Source organism: Luteococcus japonicus (assembly GCF_003752415.1).
GTDB classification, from domain to species: domain Bacteria; phylum Actinomycetota; class Actinomycetes; order Propionibacteriales; family Propionibacteriaceae; genus Luteococcus; species Luteococcus japonicus.
The window spans coordinates 2,623,764-2,645,775 of the sequence record NZ_RKHG01000001.1 but is presented as its reverse complement, the minus strand read 5'-3'; the positions used below and the strand labels follow the sequence as shown (position 1 = coordinate 2,645,775).

20 protein-coding genes and 1 pseudogene are annotated in these 22,012 nt (G+C 69.3%); 13 read left to right on the top strand and 8 right to left on the bottom strand.

Annotated features, from left to right (window positions below; translation table 11 throughout):
- The first annotated feature begins 89 nt into the window (after positions 1–89).
- Complete coding sequence (locus tag EDD41_RS12585) at positions 90–872, top strand: hypothetical protein (RefSeq protein ID WP_123576145.1); 783 nt, start codon at positions 90–92, stop codon at positions 870–872.
- Here the strand turns inward: EDD41_RS12585 and EDD41_RS12580 are convergent.
- The gene (locus EDD41_RS12580; RefSeq protein WP_123576144.1) at positions 859–1,602 is read right to left on the bottom strand and encodes a YaaA family protein; all 744 of its coding nucleotides are present in this window, start codon (positions 1,600–1,602) and stop codon (positions 859–861) included. The two genes, EDD41_RS12585 and EDD41_RS12580, sit on opposite strands and share 14 nt — an antisense overlap.
- Positions 1,602–2,744 (bottom strand): iron-containing alcohol dehydrogenase, encoded by a 1,143-nt coding sequence (locus EDD41_RS12575; protein WP_123576143.1) that lies wholly within the window; start codon positions 2,742–2,744, stop codon positions 1,602–1,604. The genes EDD41_RS12580 and EDD41_RS12575 overlap by 1 nt, the downstream gene beginning before the upstream one ends.
- 112 nt (positions 2,745–2,856) lie before the next feature.
- Here EDD41_RS12575 and EDD41_RS12570 point away from each other — a divergent pair, with 112 nt between their 5' ends.
- The 3 genes from EDD41_RS12570 to EDD41_RS12560 all read left to right on the top strand — a co-directional run bounded on the left by EDD41_RS12570 (position 2,857) and on the right by EDD41_RS12560 (position 5,600).
- A complete protein-coding gene (locus EDD41_RS12570) occupies positions 2,857–3,312 on the top strand; it encodes a DoxX family protein (protein ID WP_170165373.1) in 456 nt (151 codons plus the stop codon).
- A gap of 81 nt (positions 3,313–3,393) precedes the next feature.
- Positions 3,394–4,128, top strand: coding sequence for a response regulator transcription factor (locus tag EDD41_RS12565; protein WP_123576141.1), 735 nt, complete (start codon positions 3,394–3,396; stop codon positions 4,126–4,128).
- On the top strand, positions 4,128–5,600 hold the full coding sequence (locus EDD41_RS12560; protein ID WP_123576140.1) for a sensor histidine kinase: 1,473 nt from the start codon (positions 4,128–4,130) through the stop codon (positions 5,598–5,600). Before EDD41_RS12565 ends, EDD41_RS12560 begins: the two co-directional genes overlap by 1 nt.
- 8 nt (positions 5,601–5,608) lie before the next feature.
- Here EDD41_RS12560 and EDD41_RS12555 read toward each other — a convergent pair whose 3' ends face one another.
- On the bottom strand, positions 5,609–6,796 hold the full coding sequence (locus EDD41_RS12555; protein ID WP_123576139.1) for a hypothetical protein: 1,188 nt from the start codon (positions 6,794–6,796) through the stop codon (positions 5,609–5,611).
- A gap of 209 nt (positions 6,797–7,005) precedes the next feature.
- On the opposite strand from EDD41_RS12555, the gene EDD41_RS12550 reads away from it, so the two are divergent.
- Both EDD41_RS12550 and EDD41_RS12545 read left to right on the top strand, forming a co-directional pair.
- The gene (locus EDD41_RS12550) at positions 7,006–8,991 is read left to right on the top strand and encodes an ArnT family glycosyltransferase (RefSeq protein WP_123576138.1); all 1,986 of its coding nucleotides are present in this window, start codon (positions 7,006–7,008) and stop codon (positions 8,989–8,991) included.
- Between the two features lie 268 nt (positions 8,992–9,259).
- Complete coding sequence (locus EDD41_RS12545; RefSeq protein ID WP_123576137.1) at positions 9,260–10,522, top strand: bifunctional glycosyltransferase family 2/GtrA family protein; 1,263 nt, start codon at positions 9,260–9,262, stop codon at positions 10,520–10,522.
- 84 nt (positions 10,523–10,606) lie between these two features.
- Here EDD41_RS12545 and EDD41_RS12540 read toward each other — a convergent pair whose 3' ends face one another.
- From EDD41_RS12540 to EDD41_RS12525, 4 genes and pseudogenes are all read right to left on the bottom strand, one after another.
- Positions 10,607–11,242 (bottom strand): hypothetical protein, encoded by a 636-nt coding sequence (locus EDD41_RS12540; protein WP_123576136.1) that lies wholly within the window; start codon positions 11,240–11,242, stop codon positions 10,607–10,609.
- Positions 11,239–11,745, bottom strand: coding sequence for a hypothetical protein (locus EDD41_RS16620; RefSeq protein WP_148060560.1), 507 nt, complete (start codon positions 11,743–11,745; stop codon positions 11,239–11,241). Before EDD41_RS16620 ends, EDD41_RS12540 begins: the two co-directional genes overlap by 4 nt.
- A 349-nt stretch (positions 11,746–12,094) precedes the next feature.
- Positions 12,095–14,128: pseudogene (gene ppdK / locus EDD41_RS12530) on the bottom strand (pyruvate, phosphate dikinase); the annotation flags it as partial.
- A 98-nt stretch (positions 14,129–14,226) separates the two neighbouring features.
- Positions 14,227–15,117: a pyruvate, water dikinase regulatory protein gene (locus EDD41_RS12525; RefSeq protein WP_094765408.1), complete on the bottom strand. Its 891-nt coding sequence runs from the start codon at positions 15,115–15,117 to the stop codon at positions 14,227–14,229.
- A 199-nt stretch (positions 15,118–15,316) separates the two neighbouring features.
- Here EDD41_RS12525 and EDD41_RS12520 point away from each other — a divergent pair, with 199 nt between their 5' ends.
- From EDD41_RS12520 to scpC, 6 genes are all read left to right on the top strand, one after another.
- The gene (locus EDD41_RS12520) at positions 15,317–16,372 is read left to right on the top strand and encodes a class I SAM-dependent methyltransferase (RefSeq protein ID WP_245995648.1); all 1,056 of its coding nucleotides are present in this window, start codon (positions 15,317–15,319) and stop codon (positions 16,370–16,372) included.
- Positions 16,373–16,420: 48 nt separating this feature from the next.
- Positions 16,421–17,203, top strand: a complete 783-nt coding sequence (locus tag EDD41_RS12515) for a YwiC-like family protein (protein ID WP_148060559.1) — start codon at positions 16,421–16,423, stop codon at positions 17,201–17,203.
- A gap of 109 nt (positions 17,204–17,312) precedes the next feature.
- A complete protein-coding gene (locus tag EDD41_RS12510; RefSeq protein ID WP_094765914.1) occupies positions 17,313–17,681 on the top strand; it encodes a hypothetical protein in 369 nt (122 codons plus the stop codon).
- Positions 17,682–17,774: 93 nt separating this feature from the next.
- Positions 17,775–18,080: a hypothetical protein gene (locus EDD41_RS12505; RefSeq protein ID WP_123576132.1), complete on the top strand. Its 306-nt coding sequence runs from the start codon at positions 17,775–17,777 to the stop codon at positions 18,078–18,080.
- A 25-nt stretch (positions 18,081–18,105) separates the two neighbouring features.
- Positions 18,106–18,978, top strand: a complete 873-nt coding sequence (gene serB / locus EDD41_RS12500) for a phosphoserine phosphatase SerB (RefSeq protein WP_245995647.1) — start codon at positions 18,106–18,108, stop codon at positions 18,976–18,978.
- A gap of 144 nt (positions 18,979–19,122) precedes the next feature.
- Entirely contained in the window at positions 19,123–20,637 is a 1,515-nt protein-coding gene (gene scpC / locus EDD41_RS12495; RefSeq protein ID WP_094765913.1) for a succinyl-CoA:acetate CoA-transferase ScpC, read from the top strand.
- A gap of 87 nt (positions 20,638–20,724) precedes the next feature.
- Here the strand turns inward: scpC and EDD41_RS12490 are convergent, their stop codons facing one another.
- Positions 20,725–21,372 carry an HAD family hydrolase gene (locus EDD41_RS12490; protein WP_123576131.1) on the bottom strand — a complete coding sequence of 216 codons (648 nt, stop codon included), beginning with the start codon at positions 21,370–21,372 and terminating at the stop codon, positions 20,725–20,727.
- A gap of 63 nt (positions 21,373–21,435) precedes the next feature.
- Between EDD41_RS12490 and EDD41_RS12485 the strand changes: the two genes are divergently transcribed.
- Positions 21,436–21,996: an NUDIX hydrolase gene (locus EDD41_RS12485; RefSeq protein WP_123576130.1), complete on the top strand. Its 561-nt coding sequence runs from the start codon at positions 21,436–21,438 to the stop codon at positions 21,994–21,996.
- Positions 21,997–22,012 lie beyond the last annotated feature (16 nt).

Below are 22,012 nucleotides of genomic sequence, written 5' to 3'. Positions count from 1 at the left end.
TCGACGTCGCGGACCCCGCGAGGTCAGCGACGTCGAACAGCCATCGCGACGTGGGTGAACTGCCCCTTTCCAGCCCCACAATGGGCTCCATGTCCGAGACCGCCACCCCGCGCACCGCCACTCGTCGCCGGGACGGGCTGTCCTGGAAAGACCTCGGGCTCGGCGAGCGGATCATCACCGGCCTCCTGATCACCTTGTGGCTGATGAACATCCTGCTGAACCTGTGGTCCGCGCCGCAGCGGGCCAGCGTCGCCGACGCGGAGGCCGCGATCACCGGCAACCGGATCATCTCCACCGAGCGCAGCACCAACCCGCCGGCGGACCTGCTCACCCGATTGCTGGGCACCAGCTTCCAGGTCGGCGCCGACGAGACCTCCGACCAGGGCGAGTACCTCCAGTGGACGGACCGGCAGCACCGTCACCACTGGATCCCGCTCGACGAGGTGCGTCAGGTGGCGGCCAGGCACGCGAATCCCGACGTCCAGTACGGCACGGACTCCTCAGACACAGCGGCCGCCGGCCAGGAACTGACCTTCCTCCAGTTCAGCGAACATGCCCACTCCTCCCATGTCAGCTGGGAATACCTGCCCGCGCTGGCGCTGGGATTGATGGAGTTCGGCCTGGTGATTGCCGGGACCGCGCGCCGCGGCACCCGCTGGTTCTGGTTCTGGCTGCTGCTGGTCCCCGGCCTGCCACTGGACGCGGGCCTGCCGCTCTACATCTGGTCCGAGGTGTTGCACCGCGGCCGGTGGGGGCGTCGCCGTCGCGTCTGCGGCTGGTACGGGCTGGGCCTGTGCTTCCTGGCCCACGTCGTGGCGCAGATGGCCATCGTCACCATGGGCGGCATCTGGCAGTTGATCAGCGGGCGGTGACCAGCGCCGTCCACGGCTTCGACGGCCGCGTGGGCATCACCAGTTCCACGTCGAAGCCATCCCCCAGTGCCACGGGCAGGTCCGTGACGAGCTTGACGACGTCGCTCTGGCAGAGCCGCCGCGCCACCAGTCCGCGGGTGTGCTTGGCCCAGTGCGAGGCGCCGGGCACGTCGACGACCACCCAGCGGTCGGCCAGCTCCGGCGTCGGCTTCCACGCATTGCGGTAGCTGGTGGAGCGGCAGTCGACGACGATCCCGGTGCCCACTTCGCCGGGCAGTACGGCCGCCAGCAGCGGCGCCCAGTGCCGGGCCAGCGGCCCCACCCCGGGCAGGTCGACGTCCATCGCCAGCCGGTAGGGGCTGACCCGGTCGTTCATCCGCAGCGCCCCGTGGGCGGCGCTGGTCACCAGCAGGCGTGCCGTGGCTCGCCGGGAGTCCGCTCCGGACAGGGACGTGAGGTCCAGCGCGTCGTAGAGCACCCCGGTGTACAGGTCCCGGGCGCGCAGCGCAGGCGCCGTCATCAGCCGGGTATTGGCCTCGACGTCCTCGGCCAGCGAGGCGCCCACCTTCAGCACGCTCATCGCGTTCTCGCGTGCACTGAGCTGGGCCAGGGCGCCCAGCACCCGACTGCGCGCGGGGTTCAGCGACGGGAGGCTGAGGGCGTCGAGGTCCATCGGGCGGCCGCGACGGGCGGTGGCCTTGCCCTCACTGGGCGGCAGCAGGATCAGCATCAGAGGGAGCCGCGCACGACGAAGGCCAGCTCCTCCGGCATCAGGACGACGGGATTGCCCTTCATGGAACTGGACCTGGCGGCCTTGTCGCACAGCTCGTCGATCCGGCCGGTGGTCAGGCCCATCTCCGCCAGGCCACCGATCTCCAGCACCCGCAGCGTCTCGTTCAGCCAGCCGATCAGTGCCTCGGTCTCGTCGACGCCGGTGATGATCCGGGCCGCCTCGCGGTAACGGCCCAGGGCAGGGTTCTGCGGGTCGCGCGCCTCCAGGGCCGCGACATTGGCGGCGGTGATCCCGGGCAGCAGGGCGGCGCAGATGGCGCCATGGGGAGCCCCGGTCATCCCGCCGAGCGGCCCGGCCAGGCCGTGGACGGCACCGAGCTTGGCATTGGCCAGCGCCAGGCCACCCATCAGGGAGCACAGCGCCATGTCCGTGCGTGCCTCCAGGTTCGCACCGTGCAGGAAGGCGTCGCGCAGGCCACGGGAAGCGGCCTCCAGGCCGGTGCGGCAGAAGCCGTCAGTCAGCGGGGTGGCCATCGGCGAGACCAGCGGCTCCAGACACTGGGTCAGCGCGTCCATCCCCGAGGAGGCCGTCACCTGCGGCGGGCAGTCCAGGGTCAGCTCGGGGTCCACCAGGGCGACGCGGGGCAGCATCGCGGGGCTGCGCAGGCTCACCTTCACCTGGTGCTGGTGGCTGGCCAGGACGGCATTGGCGGTGACCTCCGCGCCGGTTCCGGCGGTGGTGGGGACGGCGACGACGGGAACCGACGTGGCAGGCAGCGGTTCGCCCTTGCCGATCACCTCGGCGTGGTCCAGCGGGTCGCGGCCGCTGACCAGCAGGATGCCGACGGCCTTGGCCAGGTCCACGGCCGAACCTCCGCCGACGGCCACCACCACGTCGACCTGCGCCTCCCGGGCTGCGGCCGTGGCGGTGCGGGCGTCGTCCATCGTCGGCTCGTGTCCGACGCGGTGCTGGGCCACCACGTCGAGGCCCCCGTGCACGGCCGCGGTCCGCTCCGGGCTGCCGCCGGTGACCAGCATCACCCTGCTGCCGAGCCCGGCGACGACCTCCCCGAGCTGTCCGGCGACGCCGGCTCCGAAGCGGATGGATCCTGCCGTGGCAAAGGTGAAGGGGGCACTCATGGGTCCATCAAAGCCGCCACGCGCGCGGGGCACAACCGGTCCGCTTCCCGAAAACTGTCCCCCCTCACCCCTAGAGTTGGCGGCAGGTCACCCCACTGGAACGAGGCACGCCATGAAATCCTTCGTCGGCTTCCTGCAGGGCATCAGCCTGCTGTTGGTCAGGCTCGCCCTGGGCTGTCTGCTCGTGCTGCACGCCTGGCACCGGTGGCGCGAGGTGGGGATGGCCAGTGAGATCAGCCACCTGCAGGCCCACCACGTGCCACAGCCCTACCTGTTGGCCTGGGGAAGCGTCGTGCTGGAGGCTGTTGGCGGTGTGATGCTGGTCTTCGGGCTGCTGGTTCCGCTGGTGGCGGCCTTCCTGCTGGCGCAGCAGGTGCTCACCATCGTGTGGATCAAGTGGGCCAATGGGGTCTTCCCGCACGACGACGGTTTCGAGAACAACCTCCTGCTGGGCCTGCTGGCCCTGCTGCTGCTCACCTTCGGCTCCGGACGTGCCGGATTGGATGCGCTCATCTTCCGTCGCCGCCGCGAGGACAACGAGCGGATCGCGGTCCGCGAGGTCCCCTGAGCCCCATGGCCGGCGAGCCTCACAGACTGCGCACAGGAATGACACAGCCAGCGCAGGGGCTGGCGGAGGAGAGTACTTGCCATGGCACGCTTTGACCCGAACTCCGAACAGCTCACCCGCTCCGACGGCTCCCCCATCCGGGTGCTGACCGTCGACGACGAACCCAGCCTCACCGAGCTGCTCAGCATGGCGATGCGCTACGAGGGCTGGGACGTCTCCACCGCCGCCACCGGCACCGCCGCGGTGAAGACCGCCCGCGAGGTGCACCCCGACGCCATCGTGCTGGACATGATGCTCCCGGACTTCGACGGCCTCGAGGTGATGCGCCGGATCCGCACCGAACAGCCCGACGTGCCGGTGATCTTCCTCACCGCCAAGGACGCCGTCGCGGACCGGATCGGCGGACTGACCGCCGGCGGAGACGACTACGTCACCAAGCCCTTCAGCCTGGAGGAGGTGATCGCCCGGCTGCGCGCCCTGCTGCGCCGAAGCGGCGCCACCGCCCCACAGAACGACTCGCTGCTGGTGGTCGGTGACCTGACCCTGGACGAGGACTCCCACGAAGTGACCCGCGGTGGGGACGAGATCAACCTGACCGCGACCGAGTTCGAGCTGCTGCGCTACCTGATGCGCAATCCCAAGCGCGTGCTCTCCAAGGCGCAGATCCTGGACCGGGTGTGGAACTACGACTTCGGCGGACAGGCCAATGTCGTCGAGCTCTACATCAGCTACCTGCGCAAGAAGATCGACCACGACCGCGCGCCGATGATCCACACCATGCGCGGCGCCGGCTACGTGCTGCGCCCCGCCGCCTGATGAGCGATCTGGCGGTGCCCGGCGGCTCCACGCGCGCCCTGGCACCGATGGACCTCAACCCGATGGGCAAGGGCACCCTGTCCCGCAAGCTCGTCCTGCGCGTCGCCGGCCTGGTGATGCTGCTGGCGCTGCTGCTGGGCACCGCCTCCACCATCGCGGTGCGCCACCAGCTGATCAACACCGTCGACGGCAAGCTGCAGTCCGCGCTGGTGCGCTCGGACCGGTTCATGGATGACGACCACGAGGGCTTCGGGGACCGCCCGCCGCCCGGTACCGAGATCGGCCAGATCACGATGGTGACCTCGGAATCCTCCCAACCGGCGGTCATCTGGATCGAGAACGGCAAGGAGGACCTTGCCCCGGCAGTGGCCCAGCAACTGATGTCGGAGGCCTCCACCGAACCGACGACCATCCACCTGGACGGCCTGGACCAGCAGTACCGGGTCCAGAGCCGGGCCACCTCGTCGGGCAGCCAGATCGTGGCGCTGCCGCTCGACCTGGTGAACCACTCGCTCAAGCAGCTGATCCTGACCGAGCTGGCGCTCACCGCCGCCGCCCTGCTGGGTGCCATCGCGGCCGCCCGTGCCCTGGTCAGCAGCGCCCTGAAGCCGCTGAACCGGCTGGCCGCCACCGCCACCGAGGTCTCCAACCTGTCCCTGGGCCGGGGCGAGGTGGCCCTGCCGCAGCGCGTCGCGGACGAAGACGCCAACCCCGCCAACGAGGTGGGCCGAGTGGGTTACGCCTTCAACCACATGCTGGAGAACGTGGAGGGGGCGCTGGCCACCCGCCAGGACTCGGAGACCAAGGTGCGTCAGTTCGTCGCCGACGCCTCCCATGAACTCCGCAACCCGCTGGCCGCCATCCGTGGCTACTCGGAACTGACCCGCCGGAGCCGCGACGAGATGCCGCAGGACATGGCCTTCGCCATGGGCCGGATCGAGGCGGAGAGTACCCGGATGAGCCGCTTGGTGGAGGACATGCTGCTGCTGGCCCGGCTGGACAATGACCCCACGCTGGACCTGGCGGAGACCGACGTCGTCGAGGTGGTGCTCAATGCCGTCAGCGACGCACAGGTGGCCGGCCCCACCCACGAGTGGAGCGTGGATCTGCCAGAGGGCCCGGTGCTGGCCAGGGCCGATGCCCTCAAGCTGCACCAGGTGGTGGCCAATCTGCTGGCCAATGCCCGCAAGCACACCCCCGAGGGCACCCATGTGGAGACCAGCGTCGGCCGGGACTCCGGTTTTGCCGTGGTCACGGTCGTCGACGATGGCCCCGGCGTCGACGAGAGCATCAAGCACCACGCCTTCGAGCGCTTCGCCCGTGCCGACACTGCCCGCGCCCACACCACCGAAGGCTCGACGGGCCTGGGCCTGGCCATCGTCGCGGCCGTGATGGAAGCCCACGGCGGTTCGGCGGAGCTCGACTCCCACCCCGGCCACACCTGCTTCACCCTGAAGATCCCGCTCGCCTGACGGCTCCTTCAGCAGGGTTCCACCGTGTCCGTCCAGCACGACTCCCGCAGGTAGAAGACCGAGGCCGCCCCACCCTTCTGCGCCGATCCCGGATACCAGTCGAGCGCCAGCCCGTCCTGGAAGCCGGTGGCGCCGGCGGCATCATTGCGGTGCTTGCCCAGCCAGGTCTGGATCTTGGGCCCCTGCTGGAAGAGGGAGGTGACGGCCTGGACCTCCGCGGCGGCCGCACCGACGACGGGCTTCTGGCCGGTGGCCTCGGTGCGCAGCTTCAGATAGGTGACCTGCATCTCCTCGACGCGGTAGTCGAGCGTGTAGCGGAAGTCGGCCGCGGTGCGCTGGCACTTCACCTCGTCGCCGTCGGTGCACTCATAACCGCGGGCCTTGAGTTCCTGATCCAGTGGCTTGCCCGGCAGCAGCCGTTCGGACTGGGCCCGGTTGGGCACCCACCCTTCCACGAAGAGCACGAGGGACCCGTCGGAGCTGCCGCGGGCATTGATCGGACCGTCGGTGGTCTCGGCGTACTTGTCCTCGGTGCCGGTGCGGGTCTTGGCCAGCACCCGCTTGCTGCGGGCCTGGTCCCCGATGAACTGCGAGGCCATCCATTCCTGTAGGCCCAGCGCGCCGGGATCCTTGCCTCCGGGGCCGTCCTGCACGCTGAGCGCGACGCGTCCCAACCGCTTGCCGGTGGCCCCTCCGATGTAGGCCATCATCGCCGGGTCCTTGGTGTAGTGGGTGCACACCCAGGAGTCCATGCCGGGTTGCCCCTCGGACTCGCACCGGAAGCCCTCCTTGACCAGCCGCTGTTTGATGCTGGCGACGGTTCCCCTGCCGGGCGCCTCGATGGACAGCCCCTGGGTGTTCGCCTGCGAGGGCTGGACGGTGGGTGTGGACGCGGGGGTGGAGGCACTGGCCGCGGGGGCCGGCTGGGCGCCGGATCCGCCGCGGCCCAGCCACCAGCCGCCGCCGGCCAGGGCCAGCACCAGCGGAGCGGCCACCAACAGGGGCCAATGACGTCGGGGTGCGGGGTCGTCGATGTGGTCGACGGCACCGGCACTGGCACTGGCCGGGCCTTCCTTCGGGGTGACGGCCTCCTCGTCAAGAGCACGGCGACGGGCGGTGGCGGCCAGTTCCTCGGGGCCACGGTGCGCGGGCACTTCCGCCTCGGACGATGGCCGCCGGTAGGCGTCATGGCGCATGGGCTCGGTAGTCTGGTTCGGTTCGGACTCGATGAATGCCCTGCGTGGACGAGGGGCCGCATCCGGTTGGCCGGCTGCGTGTGATCCCTGCGGGATCGGTCCCTTGTCAGTCACTGGGCCAGCCTAGTGCCGCACTGCCGCTGGTCTGCACAGGCAGGACACAGCCGCGCCACACAGGTGCCACAGAGCCCGGTCCTTGACTGGTCAGCATGTTGCTCACCAGCTCTCCTCGCACCTCCTCGGCCCCACCGGGCCGCCCGTCGTGGCACCGCCTCAGTCTGGCGCTGCTCCTGGTGGCCACGACCGCGCTCTACCTCGTCGGCCTGAGCGCCTCCGGCTATGCCAACTCCTTCTACTCGGCCGCGGCACAGGCCGGTGGAGAGTCCTGGAAGGCGTGGTTCTTCGGCTCCCTCGACGCAGGCAGTGCCATCACCGTCGACAAGCCCCCGGCTGCGTTGTGGCTGATGGGCCTGTCGGTGCGCATCTTCGGGCTGAGCTCGTGGAGCATCCTGGTGCCGGAGGCCCTGCTGGGCGTTGCGTCGGTGGCGGTGCTGTACGCCACTGTGCGACGCAGCCTGGCCGGGCGCGCCGACGGCTCCTTGGCCCACAGCAACCTGGCCCACTGGGCCGCACTGGGTGGCGCCGCGACCCTGGCACTGACCCCCGCCGCGACGCTGATGTTCCGCTTCAACAATCCCGACGCGCTGCTGGTCTTCCTCGAGGTGGCGGCCGCCTGGTTCGTGGTGCGCGCCACCCAGACCGCCTCCCGCAAGCACCTGGCGCTCGCGGGCGTGATGATCGGGCTGGGCTTCCTGACCAAGATGCTCCAGGCCTTCCTGGTGCTGCCGGCCTTCGTCGTCGCCTATGCCGTCGCGGCCCCGACCACCTGGAAGCGCAAGGTGGTTGACCTGTTCGCCGCGCTGGGGGCGATGGTGGCGAGCTTCGGCTGGTATGTCGCCCTCTTCGAGCTGGTGCCCGAGTCCTGGCGGCCCTACATGGGCGGCTCGCAGAAGAACTCGCTGCTGGAACTGGCCTTCGGCTACAACGGTCTGGGCCGGATCACCGGGGAGGAGACCGGTGGGCTGGGCAATGGCGGCTCCAGCTCCGGCGTCGGAGTCCTCCGCATCTTCCAGTCCGTCTCCGGCGGCATGATCAGCTGGCTGGTGCCGGCGGCCCTGGTGCTGGGTGCCTTCGCCTGCGCCGTCCTGGGGCGCCGTGCCTGGGCCAATCTCAACCCGCGCACCTCCCCCGACGGTTTCAACGCCACCCCTGCCACCCAGGCGAATGCTGGCCTGGTGGTCTGGCTGGGCTGGCTGGTGGTCACCGCGGCGGTCTTCAGCTCGATGTCCGGCATCTACCACGACTACTACGTCGTCGCCCTCGCTCCCGGGATCGCCGGTGCCGTGGCCGTGGGCGCCGCGGTGCTGTGGCAGCGGCGCGAGCTGCTGGCGGCCCGCATCGGGCTGGCGTTGGCCGTCAGCGCGACGGGTGTCTGGGCGGTCCGGCTGCTGATGCGCGCCGGCGGTGCCTGGACCTCCTTCGGTGGCTTCATCGCCGTCGGTGCCACCGTCGCCGCGCTCGGCCTGCTCTTCGCAGACCTGCTGCCCGATGAGGTGGCCCGGGTCAGTCTGGTGCTGGCCGTCGTCGCCGCGCTGGCCGGACCCACCAGCTACTCGATCAACACGGCGCAGACCGCCCATACCGGTTCCATCGTGACCGCGGGCCCGGTCAGCGGCGGCATGGGCGGTGGCGGTGGCGGCGGGGGCCGCGGCGGCATGGGTGGACCCCCACCTGGCGGCGCGGGCGGCCAGGCCGGTGGCATGGGCGGGCTCTTGGGCGGAGCCACGGTCAGCGACGAGCTGAAGGCCCTGCTCACCCAGGACTCCGATTCCTACACCTGGGTGGCGGCCACCACCGGCGCCCAGAATGCTGCGAGCTACCAGCTGGCCACCGAGTCCCCCGTGATCGCCCTGGGCGGCTTCAACGGGACGGACCCGGCTCCCACGCTGGCGCAGTTCACGGCGATGGTCGCGGCCGGTCAGGTGCACTGGTTCATCGCTTCCGGATCCACCGGGATGCCCGGGCAGGCCTCCAGCGGCGCCTCCGACGCCAGCGAGATTGTCGCCTGGGTTGCGGAGAACTTCACGGCCCAGACCGTCGACGGCACCACCGTCTACGACCTGACGGCCAGCTGACCCGCGCGCCCCCACGATCCGCTCGGGTTCCCGACAGCCGCGTGGTTCCTGGTGATCCGCTCGTGTTGCAACGCACGCGGACCGCAGGAACCCGAGCGTCTGGGCACATGACGGCGCCCGCTCGCGCCAGAGGGCGGGCCGCCCCTCGCGCTCCAGATCCCACAGCCTCACCACAGGCACGAAACAGGGCCACCACAAGGCAGAACACAAATGTGGTCCTCATCAAGGGCAGACGCCCACCACCTCCCACCAGTGAAGGCGACAGACCATGACCATCGCTCCCGAGAAGACCACCGTGCTCGACGACACCGACGCCATCCTGGGCACCGCCGAGGCCGTCGGCACCAGCAACCTGGCCCACACCGCCACCGTCGACGTGGTGATCCCCGTCTACAACGAGGCCCAGGACCTCGAGCGCTCCATCCGCCGGCTGCACCACTACCTCACCAGCGACTTCCCGCACGCCTGGCAGATCACCATCGCGGACAATGCGTCGGTCGACGAGACCTGGGCCATCGCCACCCGGCTGACCCGCCAGCTGCCCCACGTGCACGCCGTCCACCTGGACCAGAAGGGCCGCGGCCGGGCGCTGCGCCAGGTCTGGCTGGCCAGCACCGCGGACATCCTGGCCTACATGGACGTGGACCTCTCGACGGACCTGCGGGCCCTGCTGCCCCTGGTCTCCCCGCTGGTCAGCGGCCATTCGGACCTGGCCATCGGCTCCCGCCTGGCGTCGGGTGCCCACGTCGTGCGGGGCCCCAAACGCGAGTTCATCAGCCGCTCCTACAACCTGATCCTGCGCACCAGCCTGCGGGCGAGCTTCTCCGACGCCCAGTGTGGATTCAAGGCGATCCGTCGCGACGTGGCGCAGGAGCTGCTGCCCTTGGTGGAGGACAACAACTGGTTCTTCGACACGGAGATGCTGGTCCTGGCCCAACGCGCCGGGCTGCGCACCCACGAGGTGCCGGTGGACTGGACCGATGACCCGGGCACCACGGTCCACATCGTCAGCACCGCGACCGAGGACCTCAAGGGTGTGGCCCGCCTGATGCGCGGGCTGACCACCGGCGCCATCCCGCTGCGCGAGGTGCGCCAGGCGCTGCACCGTCCGGCCGCCCCGGCCGGGACCAATGCCCTGTTCGGGCAGATGGTCCGCTTCGCCGCCGTGGGCGCCGCCTCGACGGGTGCCTACTTCGGCCTCTACCTGCTGCTGCGGTTGGGCCTGGGCCCGCAGGCCTCCAACCTGGTGGCGAACCTGGTCACCGCCGTCGCCAACACCGCGGTGAACCGTCGCCTGACCTTCGGTGTCACCAGCCGCAAGGGGGTGCTGCGTGACCATGTCGGCGGCCTGCTGGCCTTTGGCGTGGCGACGGGCCTGACCTCGGGTTCGCTGTGGCTGCTGCACGCGGGCGGGCGCCCCGGCGGCAAGGCGATGGAGGTCATCGTGCTGGCCGCGGCGAGTGCCGTCGCCACCGCCTTCCGCTTCGTGGTCCTGCGTCGCCTGATGCACCACGACACCCCGCGCGGCTGAGCCGAGGGGGGCAGCGGGCACACACAGACCGGAAGGGCCGACGTCGTGGGGGCGTCGGCCCCTCTTGCGGTCTGCGGACGAGGATCAGCTCTCGGCGACCTCCCAGGTCCAGACGTCCTCCACCTGCTGGGTGCACACCGCATAGGTGTCGTCGAAGACCGCCACGGTGCCCGCCTCGCTCGACGAGCAGGACTCCTTGTCGTAGTGGGACTCGTAGACCGTGCGGTGCTCGACGCCGTTCGGGGTCCACACGGCCGGGTCACAACCCGCCCGGATCGCGTCGTCATGCGCCTTGACGGAGGCGGCCTTCTTGCGGGCACTGACCGCGGCCTGCCAGGTCTCCTCCAGCTGCACGCAGATCTTCTGGCGGGAGCGGTAGAGGCCACTGGAACTCCGGTACCAGGTCCCGTTGTCGGCCCCCTCGCTTCCCTGGTCTCCTGTCCCGGAACCTGATGATGCCTGGACCGTCACCGTCACGGGCGCCGGCGCCTGCGGGGCGACCGTTGTCACCCGGGGCGCACTGGCACCGGTCTGGTCCGAGGTGGGCCTGGTCTGCGCCGACGGAGCCGTCGAAGCTGCCGCGGGCGCCGAGGAGGAGGCCGAGGTGGCCGGTGCGGGGACGGCCCGTTCGAAGGACTTGGAGTCCTCCGAGCAGCCCGCGAACCCCACGGGCAGGGCAAGGGCGAGCAGCGCGACGGCGGCACGAGTGGTGCGGGTCATGACAGCGTCACCTCCACGGCGTCCAGCTTCTCGCCGGTGATCGTTGCGCTCCCGCTGGGGGAGATGGTGGTCTCCTGCCGGCCAGCCTTCCAATCCGGTTCCAGGAAGCCCTCGTCGTGTTCATAGCCGACCGAGGCCTTGCCATCCTGCTCCGTGCTGATCTGGACCCCGCCTTCGTAGCCGGGCTCCCCCACGGTGATCTTCGGGTAGTTGTCCACCTTCCACGCGACCTTGCGGTAGCTACTGGCGGGGTAGTAGAGGGGCGAGCTGAAGGGGCAGTCGCTGGGGACCTCATTCGTCGCCTGCTTGATGCACTCGTCGATCCTGGCCTTGACCTGGGCCTCGACGTCGGTCCGGAAGGCCTCGTTGTAGGTGGTGGTCAGCTGGGCCGACTCCCCGGCCGAGGACCAGGAGATGGGCTGTTCGACGCTGGCGCCGGTGAGGTACTTGCCCTGGTCCGGCAGCTTGATGGTGTAGGTGCCGGGGAAGGCGGGCAGCCGCACGGTCTGGCCGGCACCTGCCTCCTGGGAGACGTCGATGCTCTTGCCGTTGACCTCGATGCTGCTGGCGGTGCTGGGTACCTGGACCTGGACGCTGCCAAGATCCATCCCCTGGATGCTCCACTTGTCGAAGAGCCCCATCTGCTTGCCGGTGCGGCGCAGGTGGATGACGTTCTCGCTGGCCAGGTCTCCCTGCTTGGTCTGCACGGTGATGGTGGCGTCCTTGCCGTCCTTGTCCACTTCGCCCAGGGTGTAGGAACTCAGCCCGTTGGGGACAGATCCATAGACGTCGTCGGAGAGCAGCAGCTGTGATCCCTCGGGAGCAGCGGTTCCCAGTTCCGTGAGGGCGGCAGACGCCTTGCCCTCTCCGATGGCGTCCACCGAGCATCGGGTTCTGCTCGTGCAGCTTCTTCACCTGCGCGAGGGTCCGGCGAGCCTCCTCCAGCTGCACCGCGGGAGCATTGGTCAGCTCCAGCTTCTGCACCAGCAGGCTCTGCTCAACCAGGTTGGGCAGGAACTCGTGCAGCGGCGGGTCGAGGAGACGGACGGTGACGGGCAGGCCCTTCATCGCGGTGAAGACCTGCTCGAAATCGGCCTGCTGCATCGGCAGGATCTTCTCCAGGGCGGCGGCGCGCTGCTCGGAGTTCTCGGCGGTGATCATCTCCCGCACGGCGGGCAGCCGGTCGGCGCCGAAGAACATGTGCTCGGTGCGGCACAGGCCGATGCCCTCGGCACCCAGCTCGCGGGCCTTCGACGCGTCCTCGAAGTTCTCGGCATTGGCGCGCACACCCATGGTGCGGACCTCGTCGGCCCAGCCGACGACCTTCTTGAAGTCCTCGTTGATCTGCGGCGGTATGAGCTCGAGGGCCTTTCCGAAGACCTCACCGGTCGAGCCGTTGAGGGTGATGACGTCGCCCTCCTTGAAGACCCTGTCGCCAATGGTGAGGGTCTTGCCGACGGGGTCGATCTTGATCCCGGCTGCACCGGCGACGCAGGGCTTGCCCATGCCGCGGGCCACGACGGCGGCGTGCGAGGTCATGCCGCCGTGGGCGGTCAGGATGCCTTGGCAGACGATGACGCCGGCGATGTCGTCGGGGGTGGTCTCGAAGCGCACCAGCACGACGGGCTCACCATTGCCGCCGCGCTCGGCGGCGACGTCGGCATCGAAGACGACCTCACCTACGGCGGCACCGGGGCTGGCGGGAAGGCCACGAGCGATGGCCTCGGTGCCATGGTGCGGGTCGATGGCGGGGTGCAGCAGCTGGTCCAGCTGGGACGGCTCGATGCGCTTGAGTGCTTCGGTCTTGTCGATGATGCCTTCGTCGACCAGGTCGCTGGCCACCTTCAGCGCGGCGGCCGCGGTGCGCTTGCCGTTGCGGGTCTGCAGCAGGTAGAGCTTGCCATTCTCGATGGTGAACTCCATGTCCTGCATGTCCTTGTAGTGCAGCTCCATCTTCTTCATCGTGTCGATGAGCTGCTTGTAGGCCTCGGGGAGCACCTCGGACATCTCCGCCAGCGGACGCGGGGTGCGGATGCCGGCGACGACGTCCTCGCCCTGGGCATTGGTGAGGAACTCCCCGTAGAGCTCCTTGGCGCCGGTCGACGGGTTGCGAGTGAAGCAGACGCCCGTCGCGGAGGTCTCGCCGCGGTTGCCGAAGACCATCTGCATCACGTTGACGGCGGTGCCGTAGTCGGCGGAGATGCCGTTGGCCTTGCGGTAGACGTCGGCGCGCGGGTTCAGCCAGGACTTGAAGACGGCGTTGATGGCGCGGTTGAGCTGCTCGACGGGGTCCGAGGTCCACTCCCCACCCAGCGCGTCATTGCTGATCTGCTTGAACTCCTGAACCAGTTCCTTGAGGTCCTCGGCGCTCAGGTCGGTGTCCAGGGTGGCGCCCTTGCGGGCCTTCATGTTGGTCAGCGCATCCTCGTAGGCGTGGGCGTCGATGCCCTCCACGACCTCGCCGTACATCTGGATGAAACGGCGGTAGCAGTCCCAGGCGAAGCGCTCGTTGCCGGACTCGGCGACGATGGCGGGAACGGTCTCGTCGCTGATGCCGAGGTTGAGGATGGTGTCCATCATGCCGGGCATGGAGACGACGGCACCGGAGCGCACACTGAGCAGCAGCGGGTTGTCCTTGCCACCCAGCACCTTGCCGGTGCGCTCCTCCAGGCGCTTGAGGCCCTCGGCCACCTGTGGGGCCAGTTCCTCGGGCCATTCGCCGCCGCGCTTCATCGTCTCGACGCTCGCGGTGGTGGTCACGGTGAACGCGTCCGGGACGGGCACCCCGACCCTCGCCATCTCGGCCACGCCGGCGCCCTTGCCACCGAGCAGGTTGCGCATGGTGGCGTCGCCCTCGTGCAGGTCGTAGATGTACTTCTCGCTCATGTGTGGAATCTCCTTTGGTTCCTCATGGTTTCCCGCCGCAGCGGCCACGAATGTGGTCATGCTGTTCAGTTGTGCCCGAGGCCGCGGCCACGGGAGGTCTATGGCCTGATCTTCAGGCTTCCGGCGGGGCGACGCAGCTGGGCGCCGGCCTTCTTCGCTCGCTCGTCGACGATGTCGATGACCCGGGCCGCCGCCTCCTCCAGCGCCAGACCGGTGGTGTCGATCACGGGGCAGCCGAGGCGTCGCTGGACCCGCCCGACCTCGTCGAGCTCGTCGTAGATCCGGCCCAGGTCCGCGTAACCGTCCTTGGTGCCGAAGCCACCCAGACCCCGCACCCGGCGGTTGCGGATCTGCAGCAGGCGTTCCGCGTCGATGGTCAGCCCGACGATCCGCCAGCGCTCCAGACCCATCAGCTCCTGGGGAGGCGCGATGCCGGGAACCAGTGGGACGTTGACGGTCTTGTAGCCGCAGTAGCCCAGGTAGATGCTCAGCGGCGTCTTGCCGGAGCGAGAGGCCCCCACCAAGCAGATGTCGCACTCGCGCAGGGCGGCGGGCATCGCACCGTCGTCATTGCGGACGGCGAACTCCATGGCGCTGATCCGCTCGAAGTAGTCGGCCTCGACGGCGACGGGGCGACGCACCACCTCGTCGGCCTCGGCACCGGTGGCGGCCTCAAAGGCGTCGATCGTCCCGCCCAGGATGTCCGAGCTGGGCACGCCCAGCTCCTCGCAGGCGGTGGCCACCAGCTCCCGCATGTGCTCGTTGACAAGGGTGTACAGCACCACACGTCGAGCCTGCGGGGCATCCTCGACGGCGGCGCGCAGCTGCTCGAAGACGGCGATCAGCGCCTCGGGCGTGCTGATCCGCGGATGGCGGACGATGGTGAAGGAGGTCTCGGTGAACTGGGCCTGGGCAGCACGCGCCAGGCGGGCCGCCGTCTCACCCGTCGAGTCGGCGATCACGTGGATCTGCAGCGGCTCCATTGCCATGTCCCACAACCTACAGCCCCCGGTTGTCAGGACCCCATTCGGGGTATTGCCAGCCGGTCCGCCCAAAACTGAGAGCCCACACGACCCGTCGGGGAAATTGGAACGTGCAAGGTTGCTCCTGGGCTCTCAGTCTTGGGCCCGAGGGAGTCCCGACCCGCAGGATGCGAGCTTTCGGGCCCGCTGCTGGGAGGATGGAGTCGTGCTTGAGACCGATCCCGTTGACCTGCTGATTGCCGACGAGTCCCTGGAGGTGGCCGAGGGGGCCCGCGCCCGCAAGGTGCTGCTCCTGGACGCCCCCGCGCTCGTCGAGCGCGCCCGTGAGGTGGCCGACGAGGTCATCGTCTGGTGCGACGACCTCCGCGAACGCGAGCTGGTACCCGCGGAAGTGCTTGTCAAGGACCTGTCCGAGGCCCTGACCGGCGTGGACCTGGTCTGGTTGCGGCTGCCCAAGAGCCTTGGCGCCCTCGACGAGTACGCCGAGCTGGTTGCCACCCACGCGGACCCCGAGGTGCGCCTCGTGGCAGGTGGCCGCGTCAAGCACATGACCCTGAGCATGAACGAGGTGCTGCAGGCCCACTTCGGCAGCGTCAACGCCTCGCGTGGACGGCAGAAGTCGCGCGTCCTGCACGCTCGCCTCCCGTACCCTGCCGATCCCACCTGGCCGCGTGGCAAGAAGCACGCGGACCTCGACATCGAGTTGTGGGCGCACGGCAACACGTTCGCGACGACGAAGGTCGACGCTGGCACCCGCGTGATGGTGGACAAGCTCGGCCAGGTGGGCAAGCTGGTGGGTGGCGGCCCCTCGACGGCGGCAACCGAGGGCGGCGCACTGCAGATCCTGGACATGGGTTGCGGCAACGGCATCCTGGCCACGCTGCTGGCCAAGCGCTTCCGCACCGCCAATGTCATGGCCTCCGACGTCTCGTGGGCCGCAGTGGAGGCGACGAGGCTCACGGCCGCCGCGAACAAGGTGCGGGTGGACGTCCTGTGGCGTGACGGCCTGACGGATTTCGCGGACAATTCGCTGGACATCATCGTCACCAACCCGCCCTTCCACATCGGCAACACCAAGGACTCCACGCCGGCACTGGAGATGTTCACGGAGGCCTCGCGGGTGCTGCGCAAGGGCGGCGAGCTGTGGTGCGTCTACAACTCCCACCTGCCCTGGCGGGCACGCCTCAACGAGCTGGTGGGCACCACCAAGGTGATCGACCAGAACCCGAAGTACACGCTGACCCGCACCGAGGTCCGCTGACTCCAGCCACAGCATTTGTACGGAGCATCCCGGGGTTAAGCTGTGGCCATGGCGAGCAAGAGGGGCGGCTGGATTCCGCAGCAACACGGGGCGTGGGCGATGCTCGTCGTCCCGCTGGCCGTGGGACTGGTGGTCCGCGGCCGCGAGGGTCTGCCCGGCTGGGCCTGGCCGCTGGCCGTCACCTGGTTGGTGGGCTACTTCTGCTTCAACGCGGCGGGCCTGTGGCTCAAGGCAGCACCCACGCGCCGCGCCTCATTCCTGCCCCCGCTGCTCACCCATGGTGCCATCGCAGGCCTGGCGGGCGTGACCACCCTGGCCCTCGGCGGGCTGCCCCTGCTGTGGTGGGTGCCTGTCTACATCCCCCTGCTGGGCGCGGCCCTCTGGCTGACGGCCCACCGTCGTGAACGCTCCCTGTGGTCGGGCCTGTGCACCGTCCTCGCCGCCTGCCTGTTGGCGTGGATCCTGCCCTTCCGCACCCCCCAGGAGCTCATCGACGCCGGCCCTGACCGCACGTCCTGGCTCGCTCCGGCCCTGTTCGGCTACTTCTTCGGCACCGTCTTCGTCGTCAAGACCTTGATCCGGGAGCGCAACAAGCCCGGGTGGGTGCTGGCCTCCGTCCTGTGGCACCTGGTCTGGGCGGTGATCAGCGTGGCCGCTCGGCAGCAGGGGGTCGCCGGCTGGGGCTGGGCCGCCTTCTTCCTCGTGGGCGCCGCCCGCGCCTGGGCCCTGCCATGGTTCGGTCCGCGGCGTGGCCGCACCATCCGCCCCGGCCAGGTGGGAATGCTGGAAGTACTGATGAGCCTGGTAGCCCTGGCCCTCTGCCTGGCCTGAGCCCACTACTGGCAGCCAACACCAAGGTGGCGCACAGGCTCGGCACAGCGTCGCTTCCTAGCGTCGAAGACGTCCCCGACGGGCATCCACACGACGACAAGGAAGACCGATGAGCGAGCAGCTGATCCAGCCTCAACAGGGCCCTGGCCCTGAGCCGACGGCGCAGAGCACCACGCCCCAGGACCCGGCCGCGGCGCCAGGACCTGGCCGACGCACCCGGATGACCGGTGCCGACGACGAGCTCATCGACCCGCTGCTGGCGGCACTCGTGTGGGAGGCCCTGGCGGCGGCCCGCTTCACCGACGGTGACGTGGATCCGACGCTGGGCCGTGCCATGCAACGCAACGGCTATCCGGTGGACATTGCGCAGCTCAGGGCCCACTCCGCCCAGTCTGGCGCCATGGGGACACTCCGGCCGTCAGCATCACCCGACGGGAGCCCGCCTGGCACCAGGTGCCGCTCGAGGGTGATCGGCTGACCATGCCACCGGGAATCCTGCTGGATCTTGGGGCCACCGCGGAGGCACTCACCGCGGACTGGGCGGCGCGGGCCGTGGTGCAGGAGTTCGGTGATGCAGGAGTTCGGTGGTGCGGCACTGGTCAGCCTCAGAGGGGACATCGCCACGGCCGGTAGGTCGCCCCAGGGAGGCTGGCAGGTTGCCGCCCACCACATCCTCGATCCGCGCACCCTGATGCCCGCCGCACCGGTCTGGGCCAGCGTGACGGCGGTTGCCCCACCTGTGTGCTCGCCAACACGCTGGCCACGACCTCGGTGGTCCGCGGCCACGGAGCACCGGTGGTTGTCCTCCCACCAGGCGGCGGCACGGCTGGTGCACTCCGACGGGCGGATCCACCGGGTGGGAGAATGGCCCGCCTGAGTGAGGCGTGTCCTAGGCTGTGGCCGTGCCGCAGACCGTCCGCCTCGTCCTGACCGCCGCCTCCCGGATCCCGGAGGCCCTCGTCCTGCTGATGACCGAACAGGTCACCGATGCCCGCGAGCAGCGCGCCGAGGCCACCGAGTGGGGCCACGTGGTGAGCGTGCTGGGTGAGTTGGAGGACCGGGTGCGCGCCCGCTCCCTGCTGCGTGGCGCCGCCAATCGAGTGGGGGTGGATGCCGCCGTCGTCGAGCAGCCCCTGGCCACCCGGGCGCCAGGCCTGTTGATGATGGATGTCGACTCCACCCTGATCACCTCCGAGGTGATCGACGAGGTGGCCGCGCGTGCCGGCACCGGCGAACAGGTGGCCGCCATCACGGAGCGTGCCATGCGCGGCGAACTGGATTTCGCGGACTCACTGCGTGCCCGGGTCGCGACGCTGGCGGGGACCCCCGTCGGCGTGCTCGACGAGGTACGGGAGAGCTTGGAGTTCAGCCCGGGAGCGCTGGACCTGATCGCCGCGGTGAAGGCCGCCGGCGGGCAGGTGGGTCTCGTCTCGGGTGGTTTCACCGAGGTCGTGGAGCCGCTCGTGGCAGGGCTGGGCATCGACCATGTGACCGCAAACCACTTCGAGGTCCGCGACGGACTGCTCACCGGCCTGACCCGCGGTGAGGTGGTCGACCGGGCCGCGAAGCGTCGCCACATGCTGCGCTGCGCGGAACTGGCCGGATGCACGCCAGAGGGCGTGGTTGCCGTGGGTGATGGGGCCAACGACCTGGACATGCTGGGCGCCGCAGGGCTGGGAGTGGCCTACTGCGCCAAGCCGGTCGCCGCCACCCAGGCCGATGCGACGATCAGCTTCCCTCGCCTGGATGCGGTGCGCGCCTACCTGTGCCTGTAGGGCCCGGACACCACCTCGACCGCCACGCGGAATCCCCCTCCCAGAAGTGGGGCGGGTCAGGGTAACCTGACGTGCACAGACCCTGACCGCCAATGAAGGCGGCGCCCACGGGTGACAAAGGGGCCATGTCTTCAAGGAGGAAAGATGGCAGGACGGATCGCCAACGAGCAGTTCCGCAGCAAGGTCATGTCGGCCGCTGACGCGGCTGCCCTGATCGAGCCCGGCAGCAAGATCGGCTTCGCCGGATTCACCGGTTCGGGTTACCCGAAGGAATTCCCCGTCGCCCTGGCCGCACGCATCAAGGAGGAGCGCGCCAAGGGCGTCGACTTCCGTGTCGACTCGTTCACCGGCGCCTCGACCGCTCCCGAGCTCGACGGTGAGCTGGCCGGCGCCGACGGCATCGGCTTCCGCACCCCCTACCAGTCGGACCCGGTCCTGCGGAACAAGATCAACGATGGTTCGACCTATTACTCGGACATCCACCTGAGCCACCTGGCCAACCAGCTGGCCTACGGCTTCTTCGGCGACCTGGACTACGCCGTCATCGAGGCCAGCCAGGTCCTGGCCGACGGCTCGGTCGTCCCCTCCTCCTCGGTCGGCATGAACCGCACCTACCTGACGCTGGCCAAGAAGATCATCATCGAGGTCAACGCCTGGCAGTCCGAGGACCTGTACGGCATGCACGACATCTACTACGACATCGCCACCCTGCCGCCGAACCGTCCGCCGCTGCCCATCACCCACCCCGGTGACCGCATCGGCGACAAGGTCTACACGATCGACCCGTCGAAGGTCGTCGCCGTGATCGAGACCGAGGGTCCCGACCGCAACTCGCCCTTCAAGCCGCTCGACGAGGACTCCAAGAAGATCGCCGGCTACTTGCTGGACTTCTTCGACCAGGAGGTCAAGGCCGGCCGTCTCAACGAGCACCTGAACCCGCTGCAGTCGGGCGTCGGCAACATCGCCAATGCCGTGCTCGCCGGTCTGCTCGAGAGCGACTACGAGAACATGACCAGCTACACCGAGGTGATCCAGGACGGCATGGTCGACCTGCTCGACTCGGGCAAGCTGACCGTCGCCTCGGCCACCGCCTTCTCGCTGTCGCCCACCTACGCCGAGAAGATGAACGACAACGCGGCCGAGTACGCCAAGAAGATCATCCTGCGCCCGCAGGACGTCTCGAACCACCCCGAGGCCATTCGCCGCATGGGTGTCATCGCCTGCAACGGCATGATCGAGGCGGACATCTACGGCAACGTGAACTCGACCCACGTCATGGGCTCGCGCATGATGAACGGCATCGGTGGCTCGGGCGACTTCACCCGCAACGCCATCTTCAGTTGCTTCGTCTCGCCGTCGACGGCCAAGGGGGGCGCCATCTCGGCGATCGTCCCGATGGTCAACCACGTCGACCACACCGAGCACGACGTGTCGGTCATCATCACCGAGCAGGGCCTTGCCGACCTGCGTGGCCTGGCTCCTCGCCAGCGCGCCAAGAAGGTCATCGAGAACTGCGCCCACCCCGACTACAAGGACCAGCTCCTCGACTACTTCGAGCAGGCCCAGAAGGTCGCCAACGGCCAGCACACCCCGCACGACCTCACCAAGTCGCTCAGCTGGCACTCGAAGTTCCTCGCTGACGGCACGATGAAGGCCTGATCTCCACCTGTTTGACGCCAGAACGCCTCGCACCGGATCCCGGTGCGAGGCGTTCCTCGTGGTCAGGTCCTCGAGCCCGTCGAGGGGTCAGCCCAGCAACACCCGGGCCAGCTCGTCGACGCTGTCGCAGACGGCGGTGGGCTGGGTGAGCAGTAGTTCGGTGCGGTCGCCCGCACCCCAGGTCACCGCAATCTGGTCGATCCCGGCCGCCTGCGCCGCACGCACGTCCACCACCGCATCCCCGATGTAGACCGACGAGGCCGGATCGGCCTGCAGTTCCTGCACCGCGTGCAGGATCGGCTCGGGATGGGGCTTGTGGTGCTCGGTCTCCCCCATGGCACACACGACGGGCACCAGGCCGGTCAGCCCGGAGGCGGCCAGGCTGCGTTCCGCGGAGGTGCGCTGCTTGCTGGTGACGATGCCCAACTGCACCTCGGCCACGCCCAGGTCCGCGAGTAGCCGGTCGATCCCGTCGAAGCTGGTCTGCAGCCGCTCGAGATTGGCCAGGTTGAAGTCGAGATAGGCCAGTCGCAGCTCTTCGGCCTTGTCACCCCACGGTTGGTAGATGTCATGCAGGGTGCGGCCAATCCAGCTCCGGGCCACGGTCTCGTCCAGCTCCTCACCCAGTACCGCCCGGTGGGCGTGGGCGAAGGAGGCCAGGATCAGGTCGATCGTGTTGCAGAGCGTGCCGTCGAGGTCGAAGACGACGGTCTTCCAGCGAGGAGAGGGTGTCACCCCACCACCTTAGGCGACCTTCTCGTGGGGTACCGGCCTCACCCGTTGGGGTAGATTTGCTCCATGCCCATGGACCTTCGCGGCGCTGCCGAAGCCACGCTGAGTTCGTGGACGCCCAGCGGCTCGGGCCAGCGGGCACTACGCGAGGCCTTTCTGGGGCTGCTCGCGGCCCGCGAGGACGCGTGCGAACGCACCTGCCTTCCCGGACACCTGACCGCATCGGCTGCGGTCCTGAGCCGCGACGGTCGCTCCACCTGCCTGGTGCACCACAGGATCGTCGATGCCTGGCTCCAGCCCGGTGGCCACCTCGAGGCGGAGGATGACTCGCTGGCGGCGGCCGCGCTGCGCGAGGCCACGGAGGAGACCGGTCTGTCGGGCCTGGAGATCGACCCCACTCCCTTGCACCTGGACGTGCACCCCATTACCTGCCGCGGGTCCGCCGGGCCAACCCGGCACTTCGACGTGCGCTTCCTGGCCCTCGCGGACCGCGTGAGACCGCTGGTCAGCGGCGAGTCCCATGATGTGCAATGGTTCGACGTCGATGACCTTCCGGAACTCTTCGACGAGGTCCACGAGCTCATCGAACTGGGGCGCGAAAGGCTTCGCCGACTGAATCCGACCTGACCCGCCGTGACACGCA